The organism is Candidatus Methylobacter favarea (genome assembly GCF_902806695.1).
GTDB lineage: Bacteria > Pseudomonadota > Gammaproteobacteria > Methylococcales > Methylomonadaceae > Methylobacter_B > Methylobacter_B favarea.
In genome coordinates this window covers 25917-52417 of the sequence record NZ_CADCXN010000001.1, presented here as the reverse complement: position 1 = coordinate 52417, position 26501 = coordinate 25917, and the positions used below count along the sequence as shown (strand labels likewise).

At 47.6% G+C, this 26501-nt stretch carries 14 protein-coding genes and 1 tRNA gene; 5 read left to right on the top strand and 10 right to left on the bottom strand.

The genetic code is table 11. The features are described 5' to 3' along the window. On the top strand, positions 1 to 2412 hold the full coding sequence (lon, locus tag HUX64_RS00220; RefSeq protein ID WP_174624235.1) for an endopeptidase La: 2412 nt from the start codon (positions 1 to 3) through the stop codon (positions 2410 to 2412). A gap of 408 nt (positions 2413 to 2820) precedes the next feature. Here the strand turns inward: lon and HUX64_RS00215 are convergent, their stop codons facing one another. From HUX64_RS00215 to HUX64_RS00200, 4 genes are all read right to left on the bottom strand, one after another. Continuing rightward, entirely contained in the window at positions 2821 to 3633 is an 813-nt protein-coding gene (locus HUX64_RS00215) for an OmpA family protein (RefSeq protein ID WP_174624234.1), read from the bottom strand. A gap of 22 nt (positions 3634 to 3655) precedes the next feature. Next, positions 3656 to 4036 (bottom strand): DUF4398 domain-containing protein, encoded by a 381-nt coding sequence (locus HUX64_RS00210; RefSeq protein WP_174624233.1) that lies wholly within the window; start codon positions 4034 to 4036, stop codon positions 3656 to 3658. A gap of 807 nt (positions 4037 to 4843) precedes the next feature. Beyond that, a complete protein-coding gene (locus tag HUX64_RS00205) occupies positions 4844 to 5065 on the bottom strand; it encodes a hypothetical protein (protein WP_174624232.1) in 222 nt (73 codons plus the stop codon). A 189-nt stretch (positions 5066 to 5254) separates the two neighbouring features. Further along, a complete protein-coding gene (locus HUX64_RS00200) occupies positions 5255 to 13810 on the bottom strand; it encodes a glycoside hydrolase family 94 protein (RefSeq protein WP_246246844.1) in 8556 nt (2851 codons plus the stop codon). 515 nt (positions 13811 to 14325) lie between these two features. Between HUX64_RS00200 and HUX64_RS00195 the strand changes: the two genes are divergently transcribed. Next, entirely contained in the window at positions 14326 to 14745 is a 420-nt protein-coding gene (locus HUX64_RS00195; protein WP_174624231.1) for a hypothetical protein, read from the top strand. A gap of 289 nt (positions 14746 to 15034) precedes the next feature. Here HUX64_RS00195 and cas2 read toward each other — a convergent pair whose 3' ends face one another. The 4 genes from cas2 to HUX64_RS00175 all read right to left on the bottom strand — a co-directional run bounded on the left by cas2 (position 15035) and on the right by HUX64_RS00175 (position 20461). After that, on the bottom strand, positions 15035 to 15364 hold the full coding sequence (cas2, locus tag HUX64_RS00190; RefSeq protein ID WP_174624230.1) for a CRISPR-associated endonuclease Cas2: 330 nt from the start codon (positions 15362 to 15364) through the stop codon (positions 15035 to 15037). Further along, the gene (gene cas1 / locus HUX64_RS00185; protein ID WP_174624229.1) at positions 15361 to 16263 is read right to left on the bottom strand and encodes a type II CRISPR-associated endonuclease Cas1; all 903 of its coding nucleotides are present in this window, start codon (positions 16261 to 16263) and stop codon (positions 15361 to 15363) included. Before cas1 ends, cas2 begins: the two co-directional genes overlap by 4 nt. Beyond that, positions 16260 to 19355 carry a type II CRISPR RNA-guided endonuclease Cas9 gene (gene cas9 / locus HUX64_RS00180; protein WP_174624376.1) on the bottom strand — a complete coding sequence of 1032 codons (3096 nt, stop codon included), beginning with the start codon at positions 19353 to 19355 and terminating at the stop codon, positions 16260 to 16262. Before cas9 ends, cas1 begins: the two co-directional genes overlap by 4 nt. 1016 nt (positions 19356 to 20371) lie before the next feature. Then, positions 20372 to 20461 (bottom strand) — tRNA-Ser (locus HUX64_RS00175). Positions 20462 to 20708: 247 nt separating this feature from the next. Here HUX64_RS00175 and greB point away from each other — a divergent pair. Further along, positions 20709 to 21194, top strand: coding sequence for a transcription elongation factor GreB (gene greB, locus HUX64_RS00170; RefSeq protein ID WP_174624228.1), 486 nt, complete (start codon positions 20709 to 20711; stop codon positions 21192 to 21194). A 116-nt stretch (positions 21195 to 21310) separates the two neighbouring features. Here the strand turns inward: greB and hemF are convergent, their stop codons facing one another. Further along, complete coding sequence (gene hemF / locus HUX64_RS00165; RefSeq protein ID WP_174624227.1) at positions 21311 to 22225, bottom strand: oxygen-dependent coproporphyrinogen oxidase; 915 nt, start codon at positions 22223 to 22225, stop codon at positions 21311 to 21313. Between the two features lie 65 nt (positions 22226 to 22290). Beyond that, entirely contained in the window at positions 22291 to 23376 is a 1086-nt protein-coding gene (locus HUX64_RS00160; protein ID WP_174624226.1) for a chemotaxis protein CheB, read from the bottom strand. Between the two features lie 205 nt (positions 23377 to 23581). On the opposite strand from HUX64_RS00160, the gene cysM reads away from it, so the two are divergent. Together cysM and recJ are read left to right on the top strand one after the other, a co-directional pair. Continuing rightward, positions 23582 to 24472 carry a cysteine synthase CysM gene (gene cysM, locus HUX64_RS00155; RefSeq protein ID WP_174624225.1) on the top strand — a complete coding sequence of 297 codons (891 nt, stop codon included), beginning with the start codon at positions 23582 to 23584 and terminating at the stop codon, positions 24470 to 24472. A gap of 264 nt (positions 24473 to 24736) precedes the next feature. Continuing rightward, on the top strand, positions 24737 to 26482 hold the full coding sequence (gene recJ / locus HUX64_RS00150) for a single-stranded-DNA-specific exonuclease RecJ (RefSeq protein ID WP_174624224.1): 1746 nt from the start codon (positions 24737 to 24739) through the stop codon (positions 26480 to 26482). Positions 26483 to 26501: the final 19 nt, after the last annotated feature.

The window sequence follows — 26501 nt, the reverse complement described above, 5'->3', positions numbered from 1 at the left end:
ATGCAAATCAAGGACCTGAAAAACAAGCTTCTGGGATCAACGGCAGAAATGGAAGAAACCTCAGCAGAGAAAATGCAGGGAGATACGTTACATATTCCGCCTGTTCCAAACGATGCACTTATCATTGTGCCTATGCGCGGCACGGTGCTTTTCCCGCAAATTGTTTTTCCGCTGGTGATTGGCCGGAAAGCCTCCATTGCTGCTGTGCAGGAGGCGGTTCGTTCTCAAAAACCGGTCGGATTGATCATGCAGCTGCGCGACAAGGATGAAGAACCCGGCCCCGATGATCTTCACAAAGTCGGTACGGTCGCGGAAATCTTACGTTATATAACCGCTCCTGACGGCACTCATCAAATCGTTTGCCAGGGTGAGCAGCGCTTTCGGACCAAGGAATTTTTACAGGGTTACCCCTTCCTTGTCGCCCGTATTGAACGTTACGGAGAATCTGACCTGGTTTCCAAAGATATTGAGGCGCGAGTAATAACGCTTAAACAAAAAGCCATGGAAGTACTGACTCAGACGCGGCAAGCGCCCGAGGAGCTGGTTAACGCAATTCGATCGGTAACCTCGCCGACCATAGTGACTGACTTGATCGCCAGTTACCTGATTTCAAAACCTGAAGAAAAGCAGGAATTACTGGCCCTGTTTGACATTCAGGCGCGTCTTGACAAGCTTCTGGAGTTACTTAATTACCGTATCGAGGTATTAAAACTTTCAAACCAGATTAATGAACAGACCCAGGAAACCATGGGACAGCGGCAGCGGGAATTCGTTTTGCGGGAGCAAATGAAGGCTATCCAGAAGGAATTGGGAGAAGATGAGGGCAATGCTGCCGAAATTGAAGAACTCAGCCACGCCATTACTGCTGCCAAGATGCCGGAAGAGGCGGAAAAACAGGCGCGCAAGGAACTGGGCCGCTTGCAGCATATGCCGGAAGCCAGCGGCGAATATTCAATGATTCGCACTTACCTTGATTGGCTGATAGAACTGCCCTGGGCTATCGCAAGCGCAGGCTTTATTGATATCGCTAAAGCCCGGGAAGTTCTTAATGAAGATCACTACGGTCTGGATAAAATCAAGCAGCGCATTCTGGAATTTTTGGCCGTGCGCAAGTTGAACCCGCATGGCAAAAGTCCTATTTTATGTTTTGTAGGTCCGCCGGGCGTCGGCAAAACCTCCCTGGGACGCAGCATAGCCCGGGCAACCGGGCGTGAATTTATACGAGCCAGCCTGGGCGGAATGCATGATGAAGCCGAGATCCGAGGCCACAGACGCACTTATATTGGCGCTTTGCCGGGCAACATAATTCAATCCATTCGCAAAGCCGGCACCAATAACCCGGTATTTATGCTTGATGAAATGGACAAGCTCGGTTCAGGCGGATTTCATGGCGATCCATCGTCAGCCTTGCTCGAAGTGCTGGATCCGGAGCAGAATTCAACTTTCCGCGACAACTATCTCGGCGTGGCGTTTGATCTGAGCCAGGTCATGTTCATCGGCACTGCCAATGTGCTTGACAGCATTCCAGCGCCTTTGCGCGACCGGATGGAAATAATCGCCTTAACCGGTTATACTTCCGATGAAAAAGCCCAAATTGCCAGACGCTATCTGGTAAAAAGACAAATGGAAAACAACGGCTTGACGCCTGAGCAATTTACTATTACTGACCCGGCCATACTAACCATTATCCAGGACTATACACGGGAAGCCGGGTGCAGAAATCTGGAGCGGGAAATCGGCGGAGTATGTCGTCATGTAGCCATGCGTATTGCCGAGGGTATTGTTACTAGCGAAATAATCGACAGCGAGCAAATACCGGGCATTCTCGGGCCGAAAAAGTTTGAAAGCGACATCGCCATGCGCACCAGTGTGCCTGGCGTGGCGACAGGGCTTGCATGGACGCCGGTTGGCGGCGATATTCTTTTTATTGAAGCTACCCGCTTGCATGGCAACGGCAAACTGATCCTTACGGGACAACTGGGCGAAGTCATGAAAGAAAGCGCCCAGGCAGCCTTAAGCTTGGTGAAATCGCGCGCCCGCGAGCTGGGTTTAAATCCGGAAATATTCGAGAAAAACGACATCCATATTCATGTGCCGGCAGGCGCCATTCCTAAAGACGGCCCGAGCGCCGGCGTCGCCATGTTTACTGCATTATTTTCTGCATTCTCCGAGCGCACCGTGCGCAGCGATGTTGCGATGACTGGAGAAATCAGCCTGCGTGGACTGGTATTGCCGGTCGGCGGCATTAAAGAGAAGGTCATTGCTGCTGCCAGGGCAGGAATAAAAACCGTCATGCTTCCCGCCCGCAACCAACGGGACTTTGAAGAAATACCCGAAGCGGTAAGAAATCAACTGCGCTTTATCTGGCTGGAAAAAGTCGATGACGGTTTAAAAATTGCTATAGAAAACTGAGTCCAACATTCTAACAGTCTGGCGATCGGATTTGGCTGTATAAAAATGTTAAATTAGCGCTATCGAAACGCTGAATTAATAGCATAATGCTCCATTCGTGGTGATTGACGGCGATCGCCTTATCTCTTGCCGGCGTGGGTTTCGGATAATGTGCCTGAAGACCATCTGGGTTGTAGGCATAGGGCCCAGTTCTTCAGCAAGCCGGCTTTTTGAGTGATGCGCTTGCGTTATTCTCTGGCATGAGGGTTGCGTCTTTAAGAGGTGATAAAGATTCGACACGTCCCGCTAAGCAGTAACCTTCGCTCATTTCAACAGCTGTGTCCGGATCGAATCTGAATTAATACAACTCATGCATATGAACCAGCACTTCCCTGTATAGTTATCGAGTCGATTGATAATAAAAGATTATTATCTTCTTACGTCGTCAGCCGTTTTACCGGGATCAAGAACAATAAGTTCTACGCGGCGATTATACTGACGTCCCGTAACCGTATCATTTGAGTCTTTTGGATAGGCTTCGCCATAACCTTTGGTAGCGATCCGGCTGCGTTCAATACCATTGGCGGCCAGAAAATTGGCAACAGAATCAGCGCGTCTCAGTGATAACCGTAAATTCATATCTTCAGAGCCTACGCTATCAGTGTGACCTTCAATAAGAATATTGCGATCCGGATTCTCTCTCAAAAATGTAGTCAGCTGATAAAGATTATTTTGCGAACCGCTATTGAGCTCGGCTTTACCGGTTGCAAACAGCACATCCCCCAAGGTTAAAACCAAGCCGCGATTAGTCTTGCGCGGGTCGAACTCTTTCATTTTCATGAGCTCCTCTTCCAAAGAGCGCACTTTTTCCGTTTTAGATTGCAGCATCATTTTGTCGCGATCTTCTTTCAAGGCTGTCAACTGCTCCTCTGCCATATTCCGCTCAGCGGTATATTTTGCAATTTCAGCCTTGCGCTTGGCCAAATAAGACAAATGGCTGACTTCTTCCTCATCTTCAGTATCGCTCCAGGTATTTTCAGCCTGTTTCAAGGCTTTTTCCGCATCATACAAGGCTACCGGCGCTTTGGACGCTACGACCGAATCACTGCGCAGATTGGCAATATCGCTGCGGGCTTCATCCAAAGCTGCATTGGGCGGCGTAGCGCATCCGGAAAGCATGCCATACATTGCAGTCAGCCCGGCAATCAATAACACCTTATTCATAAGTTTTTTATTTTTCATGGTATGAATCTCTTGTCGCCAATTAACTGTTATTTTTGGAATTTAATTCCTGACGCAGGGTGTCCAAACTTCTTTTGAGTTCATCCACAGCATTTTTAGCCCGGATGGAATCCGCTTTGGCTGAAGCAGTTTCCACATCAACCGCGACCTTTTCCGCCAAGCGTCTGGCCTTATCGTAATCTTCGTCCGCCATGGCGGCTTTCGCTGCTTCAAAATTTTCTCTCGCAATTCGCATTTCCAGCGGAGAATATTGTGGGGATTTATTAACATCGGCATCTTCAAGCAAATGTTCCGCCACCGACATTTTATCTACCGGCGGATTTGAACTGCAACCGCCAATAAGAATAGCCAGTGCCAGAGTCAGAACCGGTACCGGTAATTTTATAATGTTTTTATTTTTCATAATTAACCTTCGCTGCTCTGAATTGTTATTGGAATCACTCTATAAAGGTTGAATTAAAATTGATGTAACGCTCATGATCACTCCTGCTATGGCCGAACAGTAAATGCAGATGGAATCAAGGATTTTTCTGATCAATAGTACCTTCAAGCTCGTCCTGAAGCTTAGCAAAACCTGCTTGCGCCCGATATTTTTTCAACTTTGCCTTTAACTTCATTAACTCGTCCTTGGGCGTGATCTGTGGCTATCATCAAGTCTCCACTGTAACGTTCATTCTGAGTTGTTCTTTTTAAAAAAGTATATAAATAATTTCAAAAACCGTCTGTGCGGCAGCGAACACAGAGCAGAGGAGAAGGGCGGGCAGGAAATAAACCATTAGAGCCTTTTCTTTTTGCCTGCCTGGACTAGGCAGCTTCCTGAAGATAATTTCGCATTCAGCCGGGTGAATTGAGCCAACCATTTAACCTGGCTGTTCCAATTGGTATCGTCGATGAACACCAGCAGGGCCGGGCCAAGCGCCGGCTGTACCGCCAACATGTTAGCGATTTGCTGCTACAGAGGCATCGCGTCATCAGGTCCGCAGGCTTGGGTTAAGTTTGGGGGCAAGCGTTGCGTGGTGCCGCCGGTGCTTCATCGTTTCGCTCACGGCAATCCACTTCGCCGCTTGGCGGCGCCATCCCCTGGTTGCGAGCATTGATCAGAGCGGCTTCCGCCATCTAACAGAGTTAGGGCATCATAATCTCCCGTTCAGCAAAGTCCTCTTGGCTGGGCCATGCGTCTGCCTTTCCCTTTATACAAGCTGAAAATGCGCTAGCTTCTCTTATTGGAAAACAGCAATAGCACGGCTCCGGCTACTATTGTGCCTACTCCTGCCCAGACCGGGATGTTAACAGTCTCGGTATCCTTAACCGTAAGCTCTACGGGGCCTAGCTTGGCTTCTTGTGTGTCTTTGGTATAGCTGAAACTCCCATAACCAAGACCCAGTGCGCCTGCTATGATCAACAATATTGCAAAAATTTTTATTCCACTCATATCATTTACTCCTAAAAAATAGCCAGGCTGGACAAAATAAATCTCCTGATACCCAATACTTTATATAAGCCCGAAAAATACGCTTATTACCTCTTTCCCATAAAATAATGAAGGGAAAACCAGGTTTAGTGAATACCATTTCAAAGTAAGGGAAGATTAATTCTACCAATTTCACCACAATACGCACAGTCAACCAAGCACTACCCGAACCTGATGGATCTGATTATCCTGCAGCAGCGGAATACCCGCCTCCTGAGACTGCTCTGTTCCATCCAATTCGATTAGAACCACACCTTTTGACACGCCATTCGGGTTTTCCACAGTAATCTCATAGGAGCAATCCTGATGTTGGTAATACAGGTTATAGCTGCGCCATTCATGCGGAATACACGGGTTGAAATATATATGACCGGCGCGTATTTGCAATCCCAGCATCCATTCCAGCCCGGCCCGATAAAACCATCCTGCCGCACCGGTATACCATGTCCAGCCGCCCCGCCGCACATGAGGCGGCACGGCATAAATATCGGCGGCAATTACATACGGCTCAACCTTATAAGCATAGACGCCGGTCCGGCTTGAGGTGCGATTTACCGGGTTCAGCATGCGTATGAGTTCTGCAGCCTGATCGCCTTCCCCAAGCAGCGCGTAAGCAATGACACACCAGATTGCGGCATGCGTATACTGGCCGCCGTTTTCCCGCACACCGGGGAGATATCCTTTGATGTAGCCGGGATCCAGTGGTGTTTTATCAAAAGGCGGCGTAAACAGCAATACCAGATCATCGCCATAACGGATGAGGTATTCCTTTACCGAATTCATGGCGCGTCGGGCTCGTTCCGGTTCGGCTGCGCCGGAAATAATACCCCAGCTTTGGGCAATTGAATCAATGCGGCATTCCGCGTTCGAGGCAGAGCCCAGTGGTGTGCCGTCATCAAAATAAGCGCGGCGGTACCAGGCTGCATCCCAGCCTTCGGCTTCTACCGCTAGTTTAAGTTTTGCGGCATGGTCGCGCCATCGCGCGGCATGGTCTGAATATCCCTGCGTTTCGGCCAAAGTGGCGAATTCCGACAAGGCAGAAATCAAAAACCAGGCAAGCCACACGCTTTCTCCTTTACCTTCGTGGCCGACGCGGTTCATGCCATCATTCCAGTCGCCGCTGCCTATCAAGGGCAGACCATGGGCGCCGACTGCCAGGCTCAAATCAAGCGCTCGCGCGCAATGTTCAAACACAGTTGCCTGATGGGTGGATACGGTCGGCTCGAAATAAGCGTCTTCCTGTTCCGGAGTCAGCAACGGGCCATCAAGAAAAGGCGTAATCTCATTGAGTATATCGGCGTCTCCCGTTACCTTTACATAGTGAGAAATGACATAGGGCAGCCAGATACGGTCATCCGAAAAATGAGTACGTACACCCCGGTTAGCGGGGGGATGCCACCAGTGCTGAACATCTCCTTCCGCGAACTGGCGGGCGGCAGCACGGAGAATATGGGCGCGCACCACATCCGGTTTGGCTACGGCAAGCGCCATGCTATCCTGCAGCTGATCCCGGAAGCCGAAGGCCCCGCCGGCCTGATAAAATGCGGCGCGAGCCCACATGCGGCAGCTCAGGGTCTGGTACAATAACCAGCCGTTTATCATTAAATCCAGAGCCCGATCAGGGGTTTTTACCTGGACTTTAGTCAGTACTTGCCGCCATTGCTCCTTAACCGCAGCGATAGTGGTTTGCACCGGGGTAGAACGATAACGCTTTACCAGCTCGCGGGCATGGTCGCGATTCCTGCCCTGACCCAGCAAAAAAACAATCTCGACTTGTTCATCGGGTGCCAGTTGCAGGCTTGCCCCCATTGCCGCACAGGGGTCGAGTCCGGCCCCGACGCTGTTTTTAAGTTCTGAAGACAAACGTAAAGCCGTCGGCGAATCCAGGCTGCCGTTACGCCCGATAAATTCAGTTCTGTTGCCAGTCCAGGCAGTTTGCGTGCCGGCAAGATCGGCGAAAGCAATGCGTTCGCCAAATTCCGGGTGCCATGTGTTAGCGGCAAACAGAGCCCCTGTAGCGCTATCCAGCTCAGTAATGATATGAGGCGCAGTCACTGTTCGCGAAGCGCCCAACACCCATTCTATATAAGCCGTTATGGTTAATTTGCGAGTGCGCCCGGAAATATTCTTAAGCAGCAGAGACGAAATCTTGACCGGATCGTCCGGACTTACAAATTGCAGTAATTCACTGTGTATTCCATGCGATGCATGCTCAAACCGGCTATAGCCGTGACCATGGCGGATCACATAGCTTGCATTTTCTATACGGATCGGCAGCGCAGTTGGACTCCATAAATCGCCTGTATTATCGTCCCGTAAATAAAAAATTTCTCCGGGCGGATCGACGACGGGGTCATTGGACCACGGTGTCAATTGGTTTTCGCGGCTGTTTAAACACCACGTACAGCCGCTGCCCAATTCCGATACTGTAAAACCGAATTCAGCATTGGCGATAACATTTATCCACGGCGCCGGCGTCCATTGGCCCTTATCCAGTACAATCACGTATTCCCGTCCATCTTCGGCAAATCCGCCCAGGCCGTTGAAATACTCAAGCTTCGGCGGCTTTGGCGCGGGTGTTTCAGCGCCCGATGCATAGGCTGGTTTGGCGGGAATGAAGATTTCGGCAGGGATGGGAAGTCTTAATAATTGTTCAGCCAAAGTACCCCGGCTGCTCACGAGCAAGGCCCGAGCAGCAGTTCGCAGAAGTAATCTTTCATCATCAGAGAGCATATCGGCGCGCAAGACAAAAATCTCGCCGTGCTCGCCATGCTCATGGTGAGCTGTAACAGCTTGATTATCGCGCACCATTCCTTCTAATAAATTTATTAATTCATCCGCATAAGTTGTGCCTTTTTCGCTTAATATGACGATATCGACCGCTAGCCGTTTCATCCGCCAGTATTCATGGGCGCGTAATAACTGATCAACTATAGCCCGGTCTTCTGTCCCCGTCACTCGCAGCAGGATGAGAGGGCGATCGCCGGAGATACTCAAGCGCCACAGACCGGTGACATTTAATCTATTGAGTTGCATGAGCTTGCTGCTTGGGCGCAATGACTGATCGGCGTAGAGCAAGCGATTAGCCAGGGCTTGAAATAACTGGGCTTCATCCGGCTTGATGCGCAAATGGCGCAACTGGACCTGGGCGTGCGTCCAGGCCAGAGCAGAAACCCGCTCGAAAGTGGCTGGGCTATGGTATTTGTCTATCAGATCTTCAACAACTTGACGCGACGACGCAATCAGGGTTGTGAAAGCTACGTGAACGGTTGCGCCCGATTCAATACTGACACGCGTACGCAAACTGAAAATCGGATCCAGCACCGCCCCTACCGTATTAGTGAGCGGGCGGCCATCCATTACGGCGACCGGGGCCCGCAGCGTTTGTCCTCTGCCCACAAAGCGAAACCGGTCGGTTTCATATTGAAGACCCGCGTCAGCATCCGCACCGGCCAGTATATGTGCCGCCCAGGTATGGGGATCATTTGTCGAGCGCGGTCGTCGATGCGCAATTAATCCATGTGCCTGAGGCAGAAATTCGGTTTGCACGAACAAATTGGAAAAGGCAGGATGAGCGATGTCCGACAGCGGGGGGGCGAGTACGATTTCGGCATAGGAGGTAATCTCGATGTGTTGGGTGCGAGCTCCGTTATTGGTCAGGCTCAAGCGTCTGATTTCCGCATCGTCTTCAGGTGATACCACAATTTCCAGACGGCTTACCAGGTTTCCATCTACCCGGAAAATTCGCGCCCGGTCTTCAAGGAAAACTACTTCGTACTTGTCGGGAACCGTTACAGTAGGTTGATAACCCGCTGACCAGACCTGACCGTTTGCCAAATTACGCAAATAAATATAGCTGCCCCAGCTATCACGGGTTACATCTTCCCGCCAGCGCGTCACTGCCAGCTTTTTCCACATACTGTAGCCGGAACCTGCGGCCGTGATCATCACAGCATAGCGGCCATTGGAGAGCAAATGCGCTGAAGGTGTGCTGGCCATGGGCGAATGCACACGACGTACGGGCGGCTGCACTAACTGCACGGCCTCAGCCTGAGCCTGGGTGTGGTCGGGAATACTGCTTTCCGCACCGCGCGGAACCCGTTCCTGCAGCAGTAATTCCGCCGCCTCTATTAATGGCACATTATGGAAACGGTGGCGCATTTTGCCGTCATGCAAAACATTTGCCAGGGCTAACAGCGACATGCCCTGATGATGAGTCATATAGCAACGCACGATGGCCACATGCTGGTTTTCTGCCAGTCTTGACGGCGTAAAATCAAGGGCTTCGTAATACCCGAAAGGTCCCAATGCGCCGATTGCTTCCAGGCGCTGAAAATTCTCGGCAGCCGCAGGAATATTGTACATGGCCGCCAAAGCCGTAGCATAAGGGGCAATTACCAAATCATGGCCGAGTCCCCGCTTCATGCCCAAACCCGGCACGCCGAAAGGCGAATACTGGTAGGTGAATTCACGGTCGCGCCCGTTGAACGCCGATTCGGATACTCCCCACGGAACGCCGCATTCCTTGCCATATTCGATCTGGCGCTTAATAACTGTCCGGCAAGTTTCATCCAGCAGACTATAGCGCGGCGTATACGATATCAATGATGGCATCAGGTATTCGAACATGGAGCCGGACCACGATAACAATACCGTTCCTCCGGCTGCCCGCGTGACGCGGCGCCCCAGGTGAAGCCAGTGAGCCTTCGGCGCCTCGCGCTTGGCTATAGCGATCAGACTGGCCAGACGCGCTTCCGAGGCTAAAAGATCATAATAGCTATCGTCCGGAATACCGTTTTCCACGCGGTACCCGAGAGAAAATAAAAACCGGTCCTGATCATATAAAAACCCGAAATTCATATTCAAAAACAGTTCCCGGGCATTTTCCGAAATTTTCTGTAAACGCCCTGTCACTTCTGTCCATTTGTACGCTTGAGGAGAGTCTGTATACTGTTCAAGCGGGACTATGTTATGGATAAACGGCCCCAGCTTCTCCATATCGCGTTGATGAGAGCGAATATCATCCCGCAGCAAAGAAGCCCAGATGAATACTTCGCTATCGCTTGAGTCTCCGCGTTCTGTATTATAGGCGCGCACCATATCAATCAGGGTTTCGGCAGATGAAGTCAGTTGCCGCCAAAACTGCAGGCCCTCTTCATGGCTGCCTGGGGAATTGGCTAATAAAGTTTCAATCTTGGTTAATTTTTTCTGAAGTTCTTCCCGGCTTACTGTAACTATTCGCCGGTCGTCAGCGATTTTGGCAAAACTATGGGACAGGATTCTGTGGGTATCCAAAATCCCGTTCGCCGCCATCGAAATTGCCAGCGGCTGGCGGGCAATATCCCCGCAGCCTTGGGCCAGCACCAGTAAGTTGGCGGCAAGATTGCCGCTATCTACGGTTGACACATATCGGGGCTCCAGGGGGCGCAGATCGCTAGTGTCATACCAGTTATAAAAATGCCCGTTCAGTCTGGGAAGGCCGTTCAATGTCGATAAAGTGGCCTCCAGCCGCTCAACGGTATCCAGGATGCCGAGCCAGCCAAAGTCATGCGCTGCCAGCACCGATAACAGATAGAGGCCAAAATTGGTGGGCGAACTGCGGTGAGCTATCACCGGCTCCGGGTCCTCCTGATAATTATCCGGCGGCAGGTAATGCTCTTCGGGTGTCACGAAAGTTGTAAAAAAACGCCAGGTGCGGCGCCCGATAAGACGCAGTTGCAGAGCCTGTTCAGGGAGCAGTGCTTCCTCCCTCTCCGGCCGCGGAGGAAGACTCAATATATGGGAAAAAACGGGAGCCAGCCACCACAATAAAAGAATTGGCCATGCAATTTCCAGCCCAGCAGGATTAAAAAGAAAAATTACCAGACTGACAGATACAACGAGAACGGTAGTGCGGCCTAAAGGCTGAATTACTCTTTTCGGGGAATATTCGGCAGCGGTTTTTGTCTGCCGGGCGGTAACCCACAGGAGTAACTTGCGCCGGGTTATAAAAACCCGCACCAGGGTCGTTACAATCGCATCCAGCATAAGCCAGGCATTTTGGGCAAGCAGCATTAAGTTGACCAGGCTATTACCCAGACTCTTGCCCAGATTTTCTGCAAGGGCGCGCAGCTGAGAGCGTAGAGGCCCGGCATATATTGATGCGCACCCGCTTGCGAGGGTTAAAATCGCCGGAAAAGCCAACGCTGTCAATACCAGGCCTAATAGAACGATTTGCGGAGCATTTGGCATTGTCCAGGCCGCTAGCAAAAGGAAAAATGCTCCTGGCGCAGACAGCGAGCGGCGCAGATTGTCCAGCATTTTCCAGCGGCCGATCATCGGCATGCCTTTTCCAAGAGGTCCGAAAATCCAGGGCAGCAACTGCCAGTCGCCCCGCGCCCAGCGGTGGGAGCGATAAGCCGCAACTTCAATATCCGAAGGAAATTCTTCAAACACTTCAATGTCGCTGACTAGGCCGCAACGGGCATAAGTACTTTCAAACAAGTCATGGCTAAGCTGGGAGTTTTCCGGGACGCGGCCGGCCAGGGAAGTTTCAAAGGCATCGACATCGTACAATCCTTTGCCGCTGTAAGTTCCCAGTCCGAAAAGATCCTGATAGACTTCGGATACCGTGGTTGAATAGGCATCCATACCGCATGCCCCGGAGAAAAGCCGATGAAAAATAGAACGCTCGCCTCTATGCGGCAACGTAGCCGTTACCCGGGGCTGAAGAATTCCATAACCTTCAATGACACAACGCGTTACCGTATCTATAACAGGATGATTAAGCGGATGAGCGGCTGTTCCGACTAATTCTGATACAGCCCCGATAGGCAGCTTGGTATCGTCATCGAGGGTAATGACATAACGAACACCGGCCGGGGCAACAGCGGCTTTCCCGTCAATGGTTATAAAAGAGGTATTTTCCGCGCCTCGCAGAAGCCGATTGAACTCCTGCAATTTTCCGCGCTTGCGTTCCCATCCCATCCATTTTTCTTCACTGGAATTCCACAAGCGTTTGCGGTGAAACAGATAAAAGCGCTGCTCGTTATATTTGACGTTAAGCGCGGCTATTCCGGCAGTGGCCAGGCTTAGCAGGTGAGCATCTTCAGGCGTAGTTTCCTGATCCGCATCAGCCCAATCCGATAAAAGAGCAAAGACAACATCGCCGGATGGATTGGATAGATAAAGAATTTCCAGCTCATCAATTTGCATTTTAACACCGGCTTCGCTCATAAGCAGGGTAGGCACGACGACAAAAGTTCGCAGTTCGCTGTCAATGCCTTCCTTAAGCTCAAGTCGCGGTATATGAGCCGGTGGAATCACCCTGATAATAATTCGGTTAACCAGGGCGGCGGCGATATCTGAAATAGGGAATATAGCGAGCAGGGCAAGAATAAAAATCTGCAATTCGCCAAGTCCAGCTTTACTGGCGGCATCTACGATGAGCGCAAGCAACACCGCGGTAACTATAAACAAACTGCTCAGATAAGAGAGCGCTGCATGGGTAATGTATTTGCGCAGCAGTCGCTGAAGGAAGGGCGGATGGCAGTTTAATTCGCGCTCGAATTCAGTGCGGCCGGGGCCTATCAGATAATACCCTGGCTCCTGCTTTCTTTTGTCGGTTGTGGTTTCAGGAAGACGATGAATCTTATCCATCACCTTTTGAGCGATTTCCAGCTCCGGGTGAGGCGAGTGCTTGCCCAGTTCTTCAATTGCATGGCGATATCGGTCGCGGCTGAGAAAGTCCATCGCGCTATAGATAGGATGAGCACGCAAACAATCGTCAACCAGACTTACTTTCTCAACGAAGTTTGGCCAATCGAAGGCTGATATCGCTCGCATGCTGGTGATGATATTGCGCATGGTGAGATTAGCGGCGATCTGAAGGGCATGCTCCTGATGGACGATCTCATCTACGGTGATATTCTGATCGGCCAGCCATTCATTCAGAAACTCAAGCGAAGGAGTCAGCCCCGGATGAGGATCATGTAAACGCTGCACGAGTTGCACCACAAAAGCTCGACGTAATGGCGCGGACGGCAATACTACAGGCAAGGTTGCCGACTCGGATTTCTCAAGTTGATCAACATATTCATCAGCCAGGCGCCGCCCGGTCTGCGAGCGCATTATTCTAATCGCCAAACGCCGCAGGTTTTCAATTAACATGATACGCAGCGTGATAGGTATTGCCCACAGTTCTCCAATATGTAGAGATTGAGTTTCCTGATACGCTTTTATAAAAAGGGTCAATGTTTCGGGGGAAAAACGGCTGTCAGTATGGGCCACTAAAGCCCAGGCAATGCCGTATACGCGCGGATATCCGGCCAGAAATCCAGCAGCCAGCTTGGGCAATTGCCGGTAATAGCTTTCCGGCAGCTGAATGTTGATGTCATTTACCTGTTCTTCGATCACATGGAAATTGTCCAGCAGCCATTCTGCAGCGGGAGTAATGGCTCGCTGCTCGATTGAGGCTTTACCAACCGCTTTATAGGCCTCCAGTAATACTCGGGAGTTTTCCCGAACTCGCGGGATTAATTTGCGGCCTTTAGGCCCTATGCCTATGTTTTGCGCTTTGGCTAAACTGTCCGCGTGTTGGGCCAGGCGTTCGTTGCTGAAAAGCTCGTTTCTGATCGGTGCATCATTTCCTCCCGGATCTTCCAGTCGCAAATAACGCCTGCGATCGCGCAGGTTTAGCATGTGTTTATATTCCGCTATCGTTCTCATGAATCATCCTTTCGATTGATTTTTAGAAAGTAATTATTTTGTTTTAGTTATAAGGTGAAGTGCCGATAGATAGATTTTTAACCGAATACCATAGGCCGGCAGGGCGCTAACTGATCGGTACATAATACTTTGCCGTCCTCCATAAATGCTTAAAAAACGTCGGCGCCCAAGCGAACCTGTGAATACACTTTATCGTCAAGGATAGCATTTCCCTTTTACATTGATAGCTTTAGGGGAAATTACGATATTGTTGAATGTAAAGGAGCATCGTGGCGGATTTCAATGCCGGGAAAATTGATGCTTCAAGCATGGGGTGAGTAGTCATTATTAGTGAGGTATGGAATCGATCAAGACAAAGGCTGTTAATCATTTATAAGAAAGCTACTGTATGTACGATTTCGAACCGACGCTATTTTATATTATTCCTATCATGATTTTTATAAACCTTAATGTCCTGAAGAGTTTACAGAGCCGAAAATATATTAATAACAATTCCTCGGATAAGGAGAATAATTATGAAACTACTACCCCTTTGCCTGACCTTTCTTTTTAGTACCTTGGCACCAAACCGTATAGTGGCCTTACCTCTTCCAGATACTCATGATGTGAAGCAAGCCCGATTTTTACCAACAACTGCGGATCAAATGAAAAATTCCATAATAATAGCAAGTTTATTGGCAACCAAAAATAGTTCCGGAAGCGCGAGCACAGGGACAGGGTCAGGGGAGGGACTCCCTGAATCCGCTGGCAATTCAGAACGGATAGGCGCAGGCACTGGCAGCAGTATAGTAAAACGCTTTCACGAATCCAAAAGATTGGGCGTAGGAACAGGTGGAGGTTATCTCGAGACTGGCTATAAGACTGAACGTTTAGGTGTAGGAACGGGTAGCAAGCCAAAGCCAAGCAGTAAGGGAAATAGTGATGAAAATTACTAGGCGATGTTGTGATTTGCAGGTAGGCTATAGTTGGTTACACTGATGCGGTTTCTTTTGTTACTGAACTCATGGTTGTGATTTGCAGGTAGGCTATAGTTGGTTACACTACCGGCCACCTGCGCCTGTATCTGCGTCTTGTTGTGATTTGCAGGTAGGCTATAGTTGGTTACACTCTCACACTCAAGCAAGAAAGGTTCTGTGTGGTTGTGATTTGCAGGTAGGCTATAGTTGGTTACACTTGCCTTATGCTAATAACTTGATTTTAAAGAATAAGCTGTCACTTTTGTGGTTAAAAAAGTGACAGTTGATCCGGTGCTTGTTCAATCTTCTTGTGTTTTTTGCCATAAAAAACCTCAATTCTGCCAAACTGTTTATCGGTTATCTTAATAATTCGAACTTCGCCATCTGGCGGTAAACGGGATTTTATCCGTTTTGCATGGACTTGTGCATTTTCGTCACTCGCGCTGTGGCGCATATAAACTGAATACTGCATCATACCAAACCCATTATCAAGCAGATGTTTTCTGAAAACTGTGTATTGTTTTCTGGCTTGCGGGGTGTCCGTTGGAAGATCAAAGATGACAATCACCCACACTGAGTTTAATCCGCCAAAGCTCATGGCTGCCGCTGGCTAATTATTTTCGGATAATCCAGCATAATGGTATTGTCTTCATAAGCGCGTTTAAGATTAGCCAACATATAATGACAGGCAACCATTAAGGGCATATTTTGTTTATCCCACAGCACCGTTTCAGATAATAAATTAAGCAGAGGAATTTTTGACGCTTTATTCACCTGAAGCTGTGGATCGCTTTGCGCCATTTGATATACCTTAAAATCCACCCAGGGTCTAAAGGGTTCCATCAGGTCGTCAGCCAGGCACAGGCCGTTATACTGGTTGCGGTGATGCAGACCGATAGTTGGGTGTAGGCCACTGCCGACAATGGCGCGAGCTACCATAGCCCGCATAATGGAATAACCGTAATTTAATAAACTGTTGATGCCGTCCAATTCCACATCGCGCCTGAACTCATTTCCAAAAAGCAGTTTCCAGTATTTTTGGGCGGCTTGCGCTTCCAAATTTTCCGGATCACCTGCTTTAACGACTTCAGCCAATCGTTCCAATGGTTTATAGGTTTTATCCAGCATTTTTAAGGTGTTTGCTTGCTCGGTAATTTTGCGTTTGACAACCTGTTGCCATAAACGTTTTTTAGTCGGCAACTTTAAGCCCATTTGTTGTTTCAATGCTTTATTGTGTAGGTTATTACCTTCATTAATCGGTAACAAAACCGAATAAGGTAAATGCCGCTCGTCACAAAATATCAAGACTACGTTGTTTTTCTGGCAAGCAATAATTACGGCTTGTGTAATAACAATAGCCGGGTTCTGCAAGATAACAACGCCTAAATCCTCAATTGCTATTTGCGCCATAGTTTCGCCTTTTTTATCAATCAATAATTGCTGATGCTTTAAATGCAGGTAAGCAGGCTCGCTGATGTCCAGTGTACGCTTAATCATTCGATTAATTTTCCGATAGCGTTTATCGAGTGTTTTTGAAATTGCCAAGTGGTAAATGAGTTTTCATTAATACTAAAATAAATTTCCTCGCTTTTATGGTCCAACACGGTTGTTGTATTTAGGCGAATCATTATCCTATTGCCGCCAGAATCCAATTTTTGTATACGGTAAAACACTCGTTGCCCGTCTTTCTCAATGCTTATCAAGTCATTAATATGCAGCGCCATGATAAATTCATAATCTTCACCATGATCCTTTTTAATAATCGGCTGGCGGTTCATTTTAATGCCTTTGGCTCGATGCGAGGCTTCCATCATGGTTACAAATTGCCCGGAATAACTGCCAGTCTTGTTGTGTCTAATTATTTCCACATGATGCAGGTTGCCAAAAGCAAGCCATTTAAAGACTTTGCCTTGTTTATCTTTTGCGCCAAATTTGGTGTTTTCAAGCTTGGCGAGCGTGGTTTTGGATTGCACGATACGAACGCGCTTTATAGGTGTTTTGCCGTCTTTGTGAAAAACGGTTACGCCTTCAGCAAAGGCCGTCTTTGGATTATTGCTATAAATTCTCAAATGCTCTTCAACCAGCGTCTTGACATCAGGATCAATAATCTTATTCACCTGAGTGAAGTTGCCATCCAGGTTTTTACGATTAACGTTGCCTACTCCGTCAATAAAGCCGGCTCCGGTCACTTCATGCAGTTCCCCGATTAATTTGCGTTGCGGCGTATGAGCAATAATCACGTTATTTAGTGCTTGCTGGCAATCCTCACGTAAATTCAGCCAAGGCGGATCAATATGAATATCTTTCATGTTGAGTTCGGATTGTTTGCGTTCAAGGTCGTGGGCGGTATTAACTAAATCCTGATACAAGCGCCTATCGACACACGCGATAACGACAGCATCAATAGCATGATGACGATGATCAGTACGCTCTTTTTTATCGGTCTCGCCAATTAAACTATTCAATCCCCATTGATGCCTGAGCCAAGCCGTAGTAATGCCTTTGCTAACAGAAATATCCGCGCCCAATTCGGCTAAGTAGGTTTGCGCAATTTTGCTAATGTAGCGTGTATCATTAAGTTGGGTACTGATAAAGTCACGTTTTTGCAATTCGGCAGCCGTGGTAAAAAAGCGTGCTTTTTTGGATTTAAGCGATTTATGCCAGCGGCTTATGGCTTGAGTAATCTGATTCCATTTATCAGTATTGCCGCCAAAAGCATCCACTGGCGTTTTTTGGCCTTTAAAGCGATTTTCGCCTGCAAAACACACCACTTTATTCATGAATGAGTCATCGAGCGATGCACTGTAAGGCAGGATATGGTCTATATCAATCTCGGCGCTGAATAATGTAGCCAGGCTGATGGATTTGCCGCTGTAGGCACAGCAATAATTTTGATCTTGCCATAAACGGTATTTGAGTTTGTCTGTTTTGGCGGGGTATTTTGATAAAGCGAGCTGTGGATTTTTCTGTGCCATTTCCTGGTATTTGCTGACAGCTTCATCGTTGGCTTTGGCGTTTTTGGCTTGTTGCGTGATAAACTCCTGATAGCGCTTGGTATTCATTTCCAGATCGCGCGCCATTTCAACCCGAATGGCATCCGGTTTGCCGTATTCAGCAATAATGGCATTAATGAGCCGCCGTAATTCGTGCAAGGCTTTTTGTACGATAGGATTAGGAAGTTGTGGAGGTATGCCTAATCTGTCATTGGCAATTATGTTTGTTACTTCATAGCCATAACCTGCGCTAACCCGCGCATCGGAATAAATCCGGCCTTGTTGCAAAAAAGGCAGCAGTTTATTGATGGCTTTTATGGAATGGTTGCTATGTCCCGGCTCAAATTCTAACAGGCAAAGTTGTACTGCCGTATTAGCGCTGAATGCCCAGTGATTCATGAGTCGGTTTTTAAGTACCGATTTTTTAGTGATAGTAAGCAGGTCTTCTACTAAAGCGTGTTGCTTGGCATCATCAAATAAATCCCATTCGGGCAATTGTTTGCGGATTTCACAGGCGGTAATATTGCCTTTCAGTTTTTTATTGCCGTTTTCCAGGTTAAATTCCAGGGTTTTATCAAAACCCAAGTTTTTTCTTATGCCTGCAAAACTCACATCTGCGGTAGTTTCAAACAGTTGCACCAGTTTTTGTTTGGCAGGTTCATTGAGGGATACTGATTTTTCTGTGTAGTAGTCAAAATATTGCAGATTGTTAATGTCCTGAAGATATCGGAATCTCTGGCTTTCCAGTCGGGCTATCCGGGCGCGTTTTCGGGCGGGTTCCAACGAACATTTCCCTCTGCGGTCAGAATTTAGTTTTAAAGGCCTTTGCTTAAAAATAATTTCTTCCAGCTGTTCCTTTACGTCGTCGGTTAAAGCAGCATGATGTTGTTTTTGCTGTTCCCAGATTAAATCCAGTTCGTCACGATACATTTGACGATCTGTACGCAAATGCCCGCCATCTCTGGAGCGGTTACGTTTGCAGTCATGATGGTCTAAGGAAGCGAGATATTCCCCAACCGTGCGAAAACCCAATTCAGCGATAGTATTTTTTAATTGACTAATGGCCGCTTTAAAGGCCGTTTCTTCTTTGGCGCGTTCTGAGCTATTGTCATTTTTACCTTCAAGCTCGGTTAAAACATCTAACACATCAGGATCATCTGCCATATCGCCTAATAAGGTTTTTCTGTTACTTAAAAAACCGCGCCGCTGGACAAGATGCAGAAATACACGGCCTAACTCAAACGGAGTCAGGGAATTATCGAGCGCTTTGGCGCGTAAAAAATAAGGGTTACCCAGTTCGTTGAGGATAATTTCCGGCGCAGCATGGCCGGCCAATTCTCGCGGCAGCAGTCTTAACATTATCAGATAATTGAGCATCCTTAATTTACGTCTCGCTCGTCGCTGGATAATTCGCCTTGCTAATCGTGCATTTCTGCGCTTTACATTTTTGGGTGTGGGTATTTTTTCTTCCACTGCTTTGGTGAAAATCCGGCTGCCAAGATTGATAATTTCAGCAGGCTTGCCGTTTTTTTCTCCAAGTAATGCCCAGCCGATTGAATTGCTGCCTAAATCCAGTCCTAAAATTTTCTTGCCCATTGGTGTCATTAAGGTTAATCTAAGGCCATAGTGTAACCAACTATAGCCTATTGTTTTGCTTTTCATACCAATGGAACGTTATTCCGTAGGCAACGCTTTCAAGCGACCCCGGCCCTCGCAAAGTTAAAACTTAAGGGGGCTTTTTATTGCTTATTGATTTGCCGTCGAGCTCGCTTTAATGCCAACCGTTCAGCTGGTTAAAGTATAGATTTCAGCATAATAGTTATTTCTGATCAGCAAGAATCGTCCGCCAATACGAAAAATGTATTAATTTTCGTCGTTCAGGCAGGGAGTCATGTCAGGCTATCCTCACTGCCTGACACCCTTCGGGTTAATGCAAATTCGTTCCAGATGGATTTGGGCAGGAATCCGGAAGCCAGGGATAGCTTTCCTAGCCCGCCTCCCTGTATACTGACATGACTCCCTGCCGATATTCGCGCTCAGCGGAAGATTTTTGCTAATCAAGTTTATTTTGTTGGGCTTTTATACGACGTTATTTAATGAGTTCAAGAATTATCAACTCTTGCCTAAGTATAACGTTTGGGTATTTCGGAAAAGACAGGGATTTATTACGCTCAGAATTTTTCAGCTTTCCTTCACTACCTTGAAGCTTTAGGCAAGCTTTAAAAGAAAAGACTTGTAGCGTAACAATTGCATTTGCTCCTACTAATTCAATTTGTCCAAGAGGCAAGCACACGGAGCAAAGATGCGGCTTTGGTTTTGTGTCTTTACGTACAGAAGAGGTGGGGGTTATAGAGGTATCTTAAACTCAGGGTGAATAAAAAAGGCCTCTGATTTTATTGTTGCAGCGGTCAAAAAGAGAGCCTGAAATACCTGTTCCCGAGCGTCGAGAGCAATCTGAAGTTCGACAGGTATGTCGAATGCGGAAATGATACGCGTTAATGCGTCTAAACAAATAGCTGACTTTGGTTACGCCAACCCCTTTGTATTACACAAATTTTATATTGAGGGGCTTTTTTAGAAAAAGTATTTCTAATCAATAACATTGCGAAGTGTGGCGGAGAGGCAGGGATTCGAACCCTGGGAGGGGATCAACCCTCAACGGTTTTCAAGACCGCCGCTTTCGGCCGCTCAGCCACCTCTCCAGCAAGCAGGGTATAATAACGCAATGATTTAAAAAATCAATTTTTAATTGGCATAAAGTCAATTAAAATCATTCGGAATTTGACCGAATAGCAGGGAAAAAGGCTCGAATCATCGCAGATGTTTTGATAATATTATTTAAGATAATGATGATCCCGTCAAAGATGCCTGTATTCAAACAGGTTTCCCTGGTGCAGCAGGACTAAAAGCATTGAATCTTCATAGTCAATAAATTAATGGAGATAATCCATGAACGACGGAAGCAATCTGATTAGCCGTGAAGGCCGGTCAAAATTGGAAAACGAACTGGACTCCCTGTGGCGTATTGAACGAAGATCTGTAGTCCAGTCGGTGACCGAGGCTGCAGCCCATGGAGATCGATCGGAAAATGCCGAGTATAAGGAAGGAAAGCGCCGGTTGAGAGAAATAGATCGACGAATTCGTTTTCTTACCAAGCGTTTGGAAGTTTTACAAATTGTCGATTATGCTCCTGAACAGGAAGGTAAAGTTTTCTTTGGCGCCTGGGTGGAGCTTGAAAACGAATCCGGGGAAGTTTTTCACTATCGTATTGTAGGTTCTGATGAATTTAACCCTGAAAATAATGCCATCAGCATAAATTCTCCAATGGCCAGGGCGCTTATCGGAAAAACAGTGAATGATGAGGTTATCGTGCATACGCCCGGAGGGGCAAGAGAATGGTTTATTAATGTAATACAGTACATACCGTTTGAGTAATTGTATGCGCTATTAAATCTTCTAAAAATAACTAACTCTTTTATTTGCTTGGCAAGAAGTAATTGATGATATTTCCGAGAGTTATGTCTAGGCGGCCTGAGAATGGGCTGCCTACTTCAAATACCCAGCCAGTTTTGAGGCTTTAGGTAATCGCTATAGAGAAGTGCTTCGGCGCTGCCGGGTTCAGGCTGCCAGTTGTATTTCCAGTGGGCTACCGGCGGCATGGACATCAGGATGGATTCGGTTCTGCCGCCGGATTGAAGACCGAACAGCGTGCCGCGGTCATAAACCAGATTGAATTCCACATAACGGCCGCGGCGGTAAAGCTGGAAGCTGCGTTCCCGGTCACCAAACGGCATGTTTTTGCGTTTCTGCACGATAGGAAGATAGGCGTTAATGTAATGATTGCCCACGCTTTGCATAAAAGCAAAAGACTGTTCAAAGCTCCATTCATTTAAGTCATCAAAAAAAAGTCCGCCTATGCCGCGAGTTTCGTTTCTGTGTTTGAGGAAAAAATACTCATCGCACCATTTTTTGTACAGGGGATAAACGTCATCGCCGAACGGCTGGCAGGCGGCCCGCGCTGTTTGATGCCAATAGAGGACATCTTCCCTGAAGGGATAAAAAGGAGTCAGGTCAAAACCGCCGCCAAACCACCAGATAGTCGGCTCGCCCGGTTGTTCTGCGATTAAAAAACGCACATTGGCATGGGAAGTCGGTACATAAGGGTTGTTAGGATGGATGACTAATGATACGCCCATAGCCTGAAATTGCCGGTTGGCAAGTTCAGGGCGTTTAGCTGTTGCCGATGGCGGTAACTTGAAACCGGTAACGTCAGAAAAATTAACCCCGCCTTGTTCGATAACCTGGCCATCAGATAATACCCGGGTTCTGCCGCCCCCGCCTTCAGTCCGCTCCCAGATGTCTTCAATAAACCGCGATCCGGGTTCCTCCTGTTCAAGTGCGGTGCAAATACGATCTTGCAGGGCAAGCAAATAATTTTTTACAGCGGCGATATCAGTAATATCCATTTATGAAAGCTAAGGTTAATTTGGCGGGATAGGGTTTTAAGGCTGTGAAACAGGCATGCCGTAATTTACGCCCGGTCAGATTTATTGTTCTGTTTGTGTTTTTTATGCTTTGATTTTTTTATATTTTCAGGTTTCTTGACAATCTTGTCTTCACTGAGAAGTTCCTGGGAAAAAACAGACTCATGAATGATTCTGGCTTTCTCAGCCGTCATATCAGCTTTTTTCTTAAATAATTCGGCATCTGATAACTGGCCGGCTTTGGTAAACTGCTCTGCCATTTTATTCAATAATAAGATAGCTTCTTCCATTCCCCTCATGGTTTCCCAAAGAGTGTTTTCAACGGATTCGGTAATACCGGACAATAACGCGCTGGCAGTATAAGCATGTCCGGTATGGCAACGGAAACGGATTATTTTTCCCTCCAAAAGCCTGACCAATGCGCCATGACACTCGGGGCAGGTAAAGGTGGTTAATTCTCCCATATCCAAAATGCCTTTTTCAAAAGCATTATCTTCAAGGGCTATTTTTACTTCCATCTGTAACAGTTTTTTTTCACTCTTGCTGATAGCGGCCTTTTTGGATATTTTCTCTTTCATTAACCCGACTATCAAAGGCCCGATTTCTTCTTTGGGAACGGAATAGTCAACGTCTACATATTCAAGCACGCTGACAGGCATGCTATCGTGATCGGCATCATTCGGATCCTGGATGATGGCTATTCCGTTCATTCTCTTGACAGACCATAAACCTGAAGTGCCGTCATTTAATAAACCGGACAATACTACGCCGATGACTCTGGGACCAAATTCATAAGCAGCCGATCTGAACAAGGCATCAATAGAAGGGCGAAAGCGATTTTCTTTCGGTCCTTTTCTAACTACTGCATGATCGTGCTCCAGCAACAGGTGATGATCGGGCGGCGCTATATAAATCATGCCTTGTTTGAGTTTCTCTCCATCTTTTGGATGAACGGCTTTCAATGAGCCCGAACAAGTCAGAATCTCAGGGAGCTGGCTGGGCGAGTGCGGGGGTATATGAACCACAATAAAGATATAACCGCTAAAGTCTTCAGGTAAAGACTGAATCAATTCAATCAAGGGCTGTATACCGCCTGCCGAAGCACCGATTACTACTATATCTCTTGCGGTCATAATCTTGATTTTAATTTAAATAGAATGTCCGCTATTCTAGCAATTATCCTGCCCAATCAACAGCAAAGCGGAACCGGCCTGTAATTTCAAATGAAGAGTATAGCGCCGGAATAGGAGGCGGTTTTATGGCTATCCGGCCATTTAGTAAAATCCGCTTTTAATTTTATGGGATAATTCATTCTCTGTCCACATCACCACAACCGCTATGACTTTTTCCACTATTGAATCTTTTGTCGGCAATACGCCTTTAGTCAGGCTTCAGCGCTTGTCCGTCACGGCCGGCAATACTATCCTGGCCAAACTGGAAGGCAATAATCCGGCAGGCTCGGTAAAAGACCGCCCGGCCCTTAGCATGATTAAACATGCCGAAGAAAGGGGTGAGATCAAGCCCGGCGATAGTTTAATTGAAGCCACCAGCGGCAATACCGGTATTGCCCTGGCAATGGCGGCGGCTATCAAAGGTTACAAGATGATCTTGATTATGCCGGATAACATGAGCGAAGAACGTCGGGCCTCGATGAAAGCTTATGGCGCTGAAATCATTCTGACACCTGCTGCGGGCAGTATGGAAGCGGCGATTGATTTAGCCAGAGCGATGGAAAAGGCCGGCAAAGGACGGGTTCTGGATCAGTTTTCGAATCCGGATAATCCGCGCGCTCATTATGAAGGCACCGGCCCTGAAATCTGGCGTGATACGCGCGGTAAAATTACCCACTTTGTCAGCTCCATGGGTACCACCGGCACGATTATGGGGACGTCAAAATTTTTAAAGGAACAAAATACGGCTATCCAGATTATCGGGGTACAGCCTGAAGGTGACTCTAAAATTCCCGGCATCAGGCGTTGGCCTGAACAATATTTGCCGAAAATCTACCAGGCCGATCGGGTTGACCGGATTATGGAAGTGGATCAGGAAGCGGCGGAACAAACAACTCGCGCCTTAGCCGCGAAGGAAGGCATTTTTGCCGGCGTATCTTCGGGCGGCGCTGTCTCTGCTGCATTGAGATTGTCTGAAGAAGTCAAAAACGCGCTGATTGTGGTTATTATCTGCGACCGGGGAGACCGGTATTTATCGACCGGGGTATTTCCCGGTTAAGCTACTGAGCCTCCGGAAAAATATGGTTTGGTTCCATGAATAAGTCACAGGCTTCTCATTATCGGAAGCTTTATTTTCATCATACAGAATAGGATCCGGAAAGTTATGCGGTCCACCGGATGTTAGCCTGGAACACATTAATCTGAGTATGGGGTGAAAGTTTACTATTACGATTGAATTAAATTCCGTCTCCTTGATGAATCCATCATTATAATGTCAAGCAAGTAATATAAAGCTGGTAAAGCCCGCTTTATCAGGAACAGTATGTATTATCAAGGCGAAAAAAAAATCATAGTTTCTCGGCCGGTACCAAAAAAAAGCGCTCAATTCGGCGATCTTCATCCCATTCTGGAACGTATATTTCTAGCCAGAGGATTAACTTCAAAGGCGGAACTGGACAGAACTCTGGCAAAACTGCCTTCTCCCTGGCTGTTATCAGGCATGGAAGAGATGACATCTCATCTGCTTACAGCTTTCCAGGAGCAGCAACGCATTTCCATAGTAGCCGACTTTGATGCTGACGGAGCCACCAGTTGCGCCGTCGCGGTCAAGGGTTTGCAATTGCTGGGAGCAGGGCAAGTATCATTCGTTGTTCCCAACCGGTTTGAATATGGCTATGGATTGACGCCTGAAATTGTCGAACTGGTCAAGCAACAAACTCCCGACATTATTATTACGGTTGACAATGGTATATCGAGTGTTGAGGGGGTGAGGACAGCCAAGGATTCAGGCATAAAAGTCCTGGTTACCGACCATCATCTGCCAGGGCATGAGTTGCCGGCGGCAGATGCCATCGTCAATCCCAACCTGCCTGATGATAAATTTCCGAGCGGGGCGCTTGCCGGCGTCGGGGTGATTTTTTATGTCCTGATGGCTTTACGAAGCCGGTTAAGAGAGCGGAACTGGTTCGAGCATAAGCAGATTCCAGAGCCGAATCTTGCCCAGTTACTGGATTATGTGGCCTTAGGTACAGTGGCCGATGTAGTGGCGCTGGATCAGATTAACCGGATTCTGGTTTATCAGGGCCTGTTGAGAATACGCACGGGCCGCTGTCATCCGGGTTTAAAGGCGCTCATTGAATTAGCGGGCAAAAAATATAATGCTATTACGGCAGCGGATTTAGGCTTTAAACTGGGCCCCAGGCTTAATGCCGCAGGCCGCATGGATGATATGTCATTGGGGATTCAATGCCTGTTAACGGAAGATCCTGTTCATGCAAAAGACATGGCGCTACAGCTTGATGAGCTGAATAATGACCGTAAGGAAATTGAAGGCCAAATGAAAAAGGAGGCGATAGCATTATTAAGTGAAATGAAAACGCTTGATGCACATCATTTGCCTGCCGGTGTCTGCTTGTTCGATGCCAACTGGCACCAGGGAATTATCGGTATTTTGGCATCTCGGATAAAGGACCGCCTGCATCGCCCGGTTATTGCATTTGCGCCGGCTGGCAAAGATCTGATAAAAGGCTCGGCACGCTCAATTCCCGGCCTTCATATTCGCGATGTATTAGCGGATATTGCGGCGGCGCATCCGAAATTGCTCAACAAGTTTGGCGGCCATGCGATGGCAGCGGGAATGACTTTAACATTGCATGATTATCCGCCTTTTGCCTTGGCTTTTGATGAGATGGTAGGAAAACGCCTGGCTGACATCGACCTGGAACAAAAAATCGTTACTGATGGCGAGTTGACGGAACAGGATATGACAATTGAATTCGCTGACCTGTTACAGAATGCCAGTATCTGGGGACAGGAATTTCCGGAGCCTGTTTTTGAAGGGGTATTTGATGTTATTCAATCACGTATTGTCGGGCAGCGGCATCTTAAATTAGTATTGAGAAAACCCGGTCAGAATTCCCTGATAGATGCAATTGCCTTTTTTATTGATAAACCTGAGCAATGGCTGGGCTTAAGGCAGATTCATGCGGTCTATAAGCTGGATATAAATGAATTCAGGGGCACTCGCAATATACAGCTTGTTTTGCAGTATCTGGAAAAAGTAATATAAAAAAAGGGCGGTTAAACCG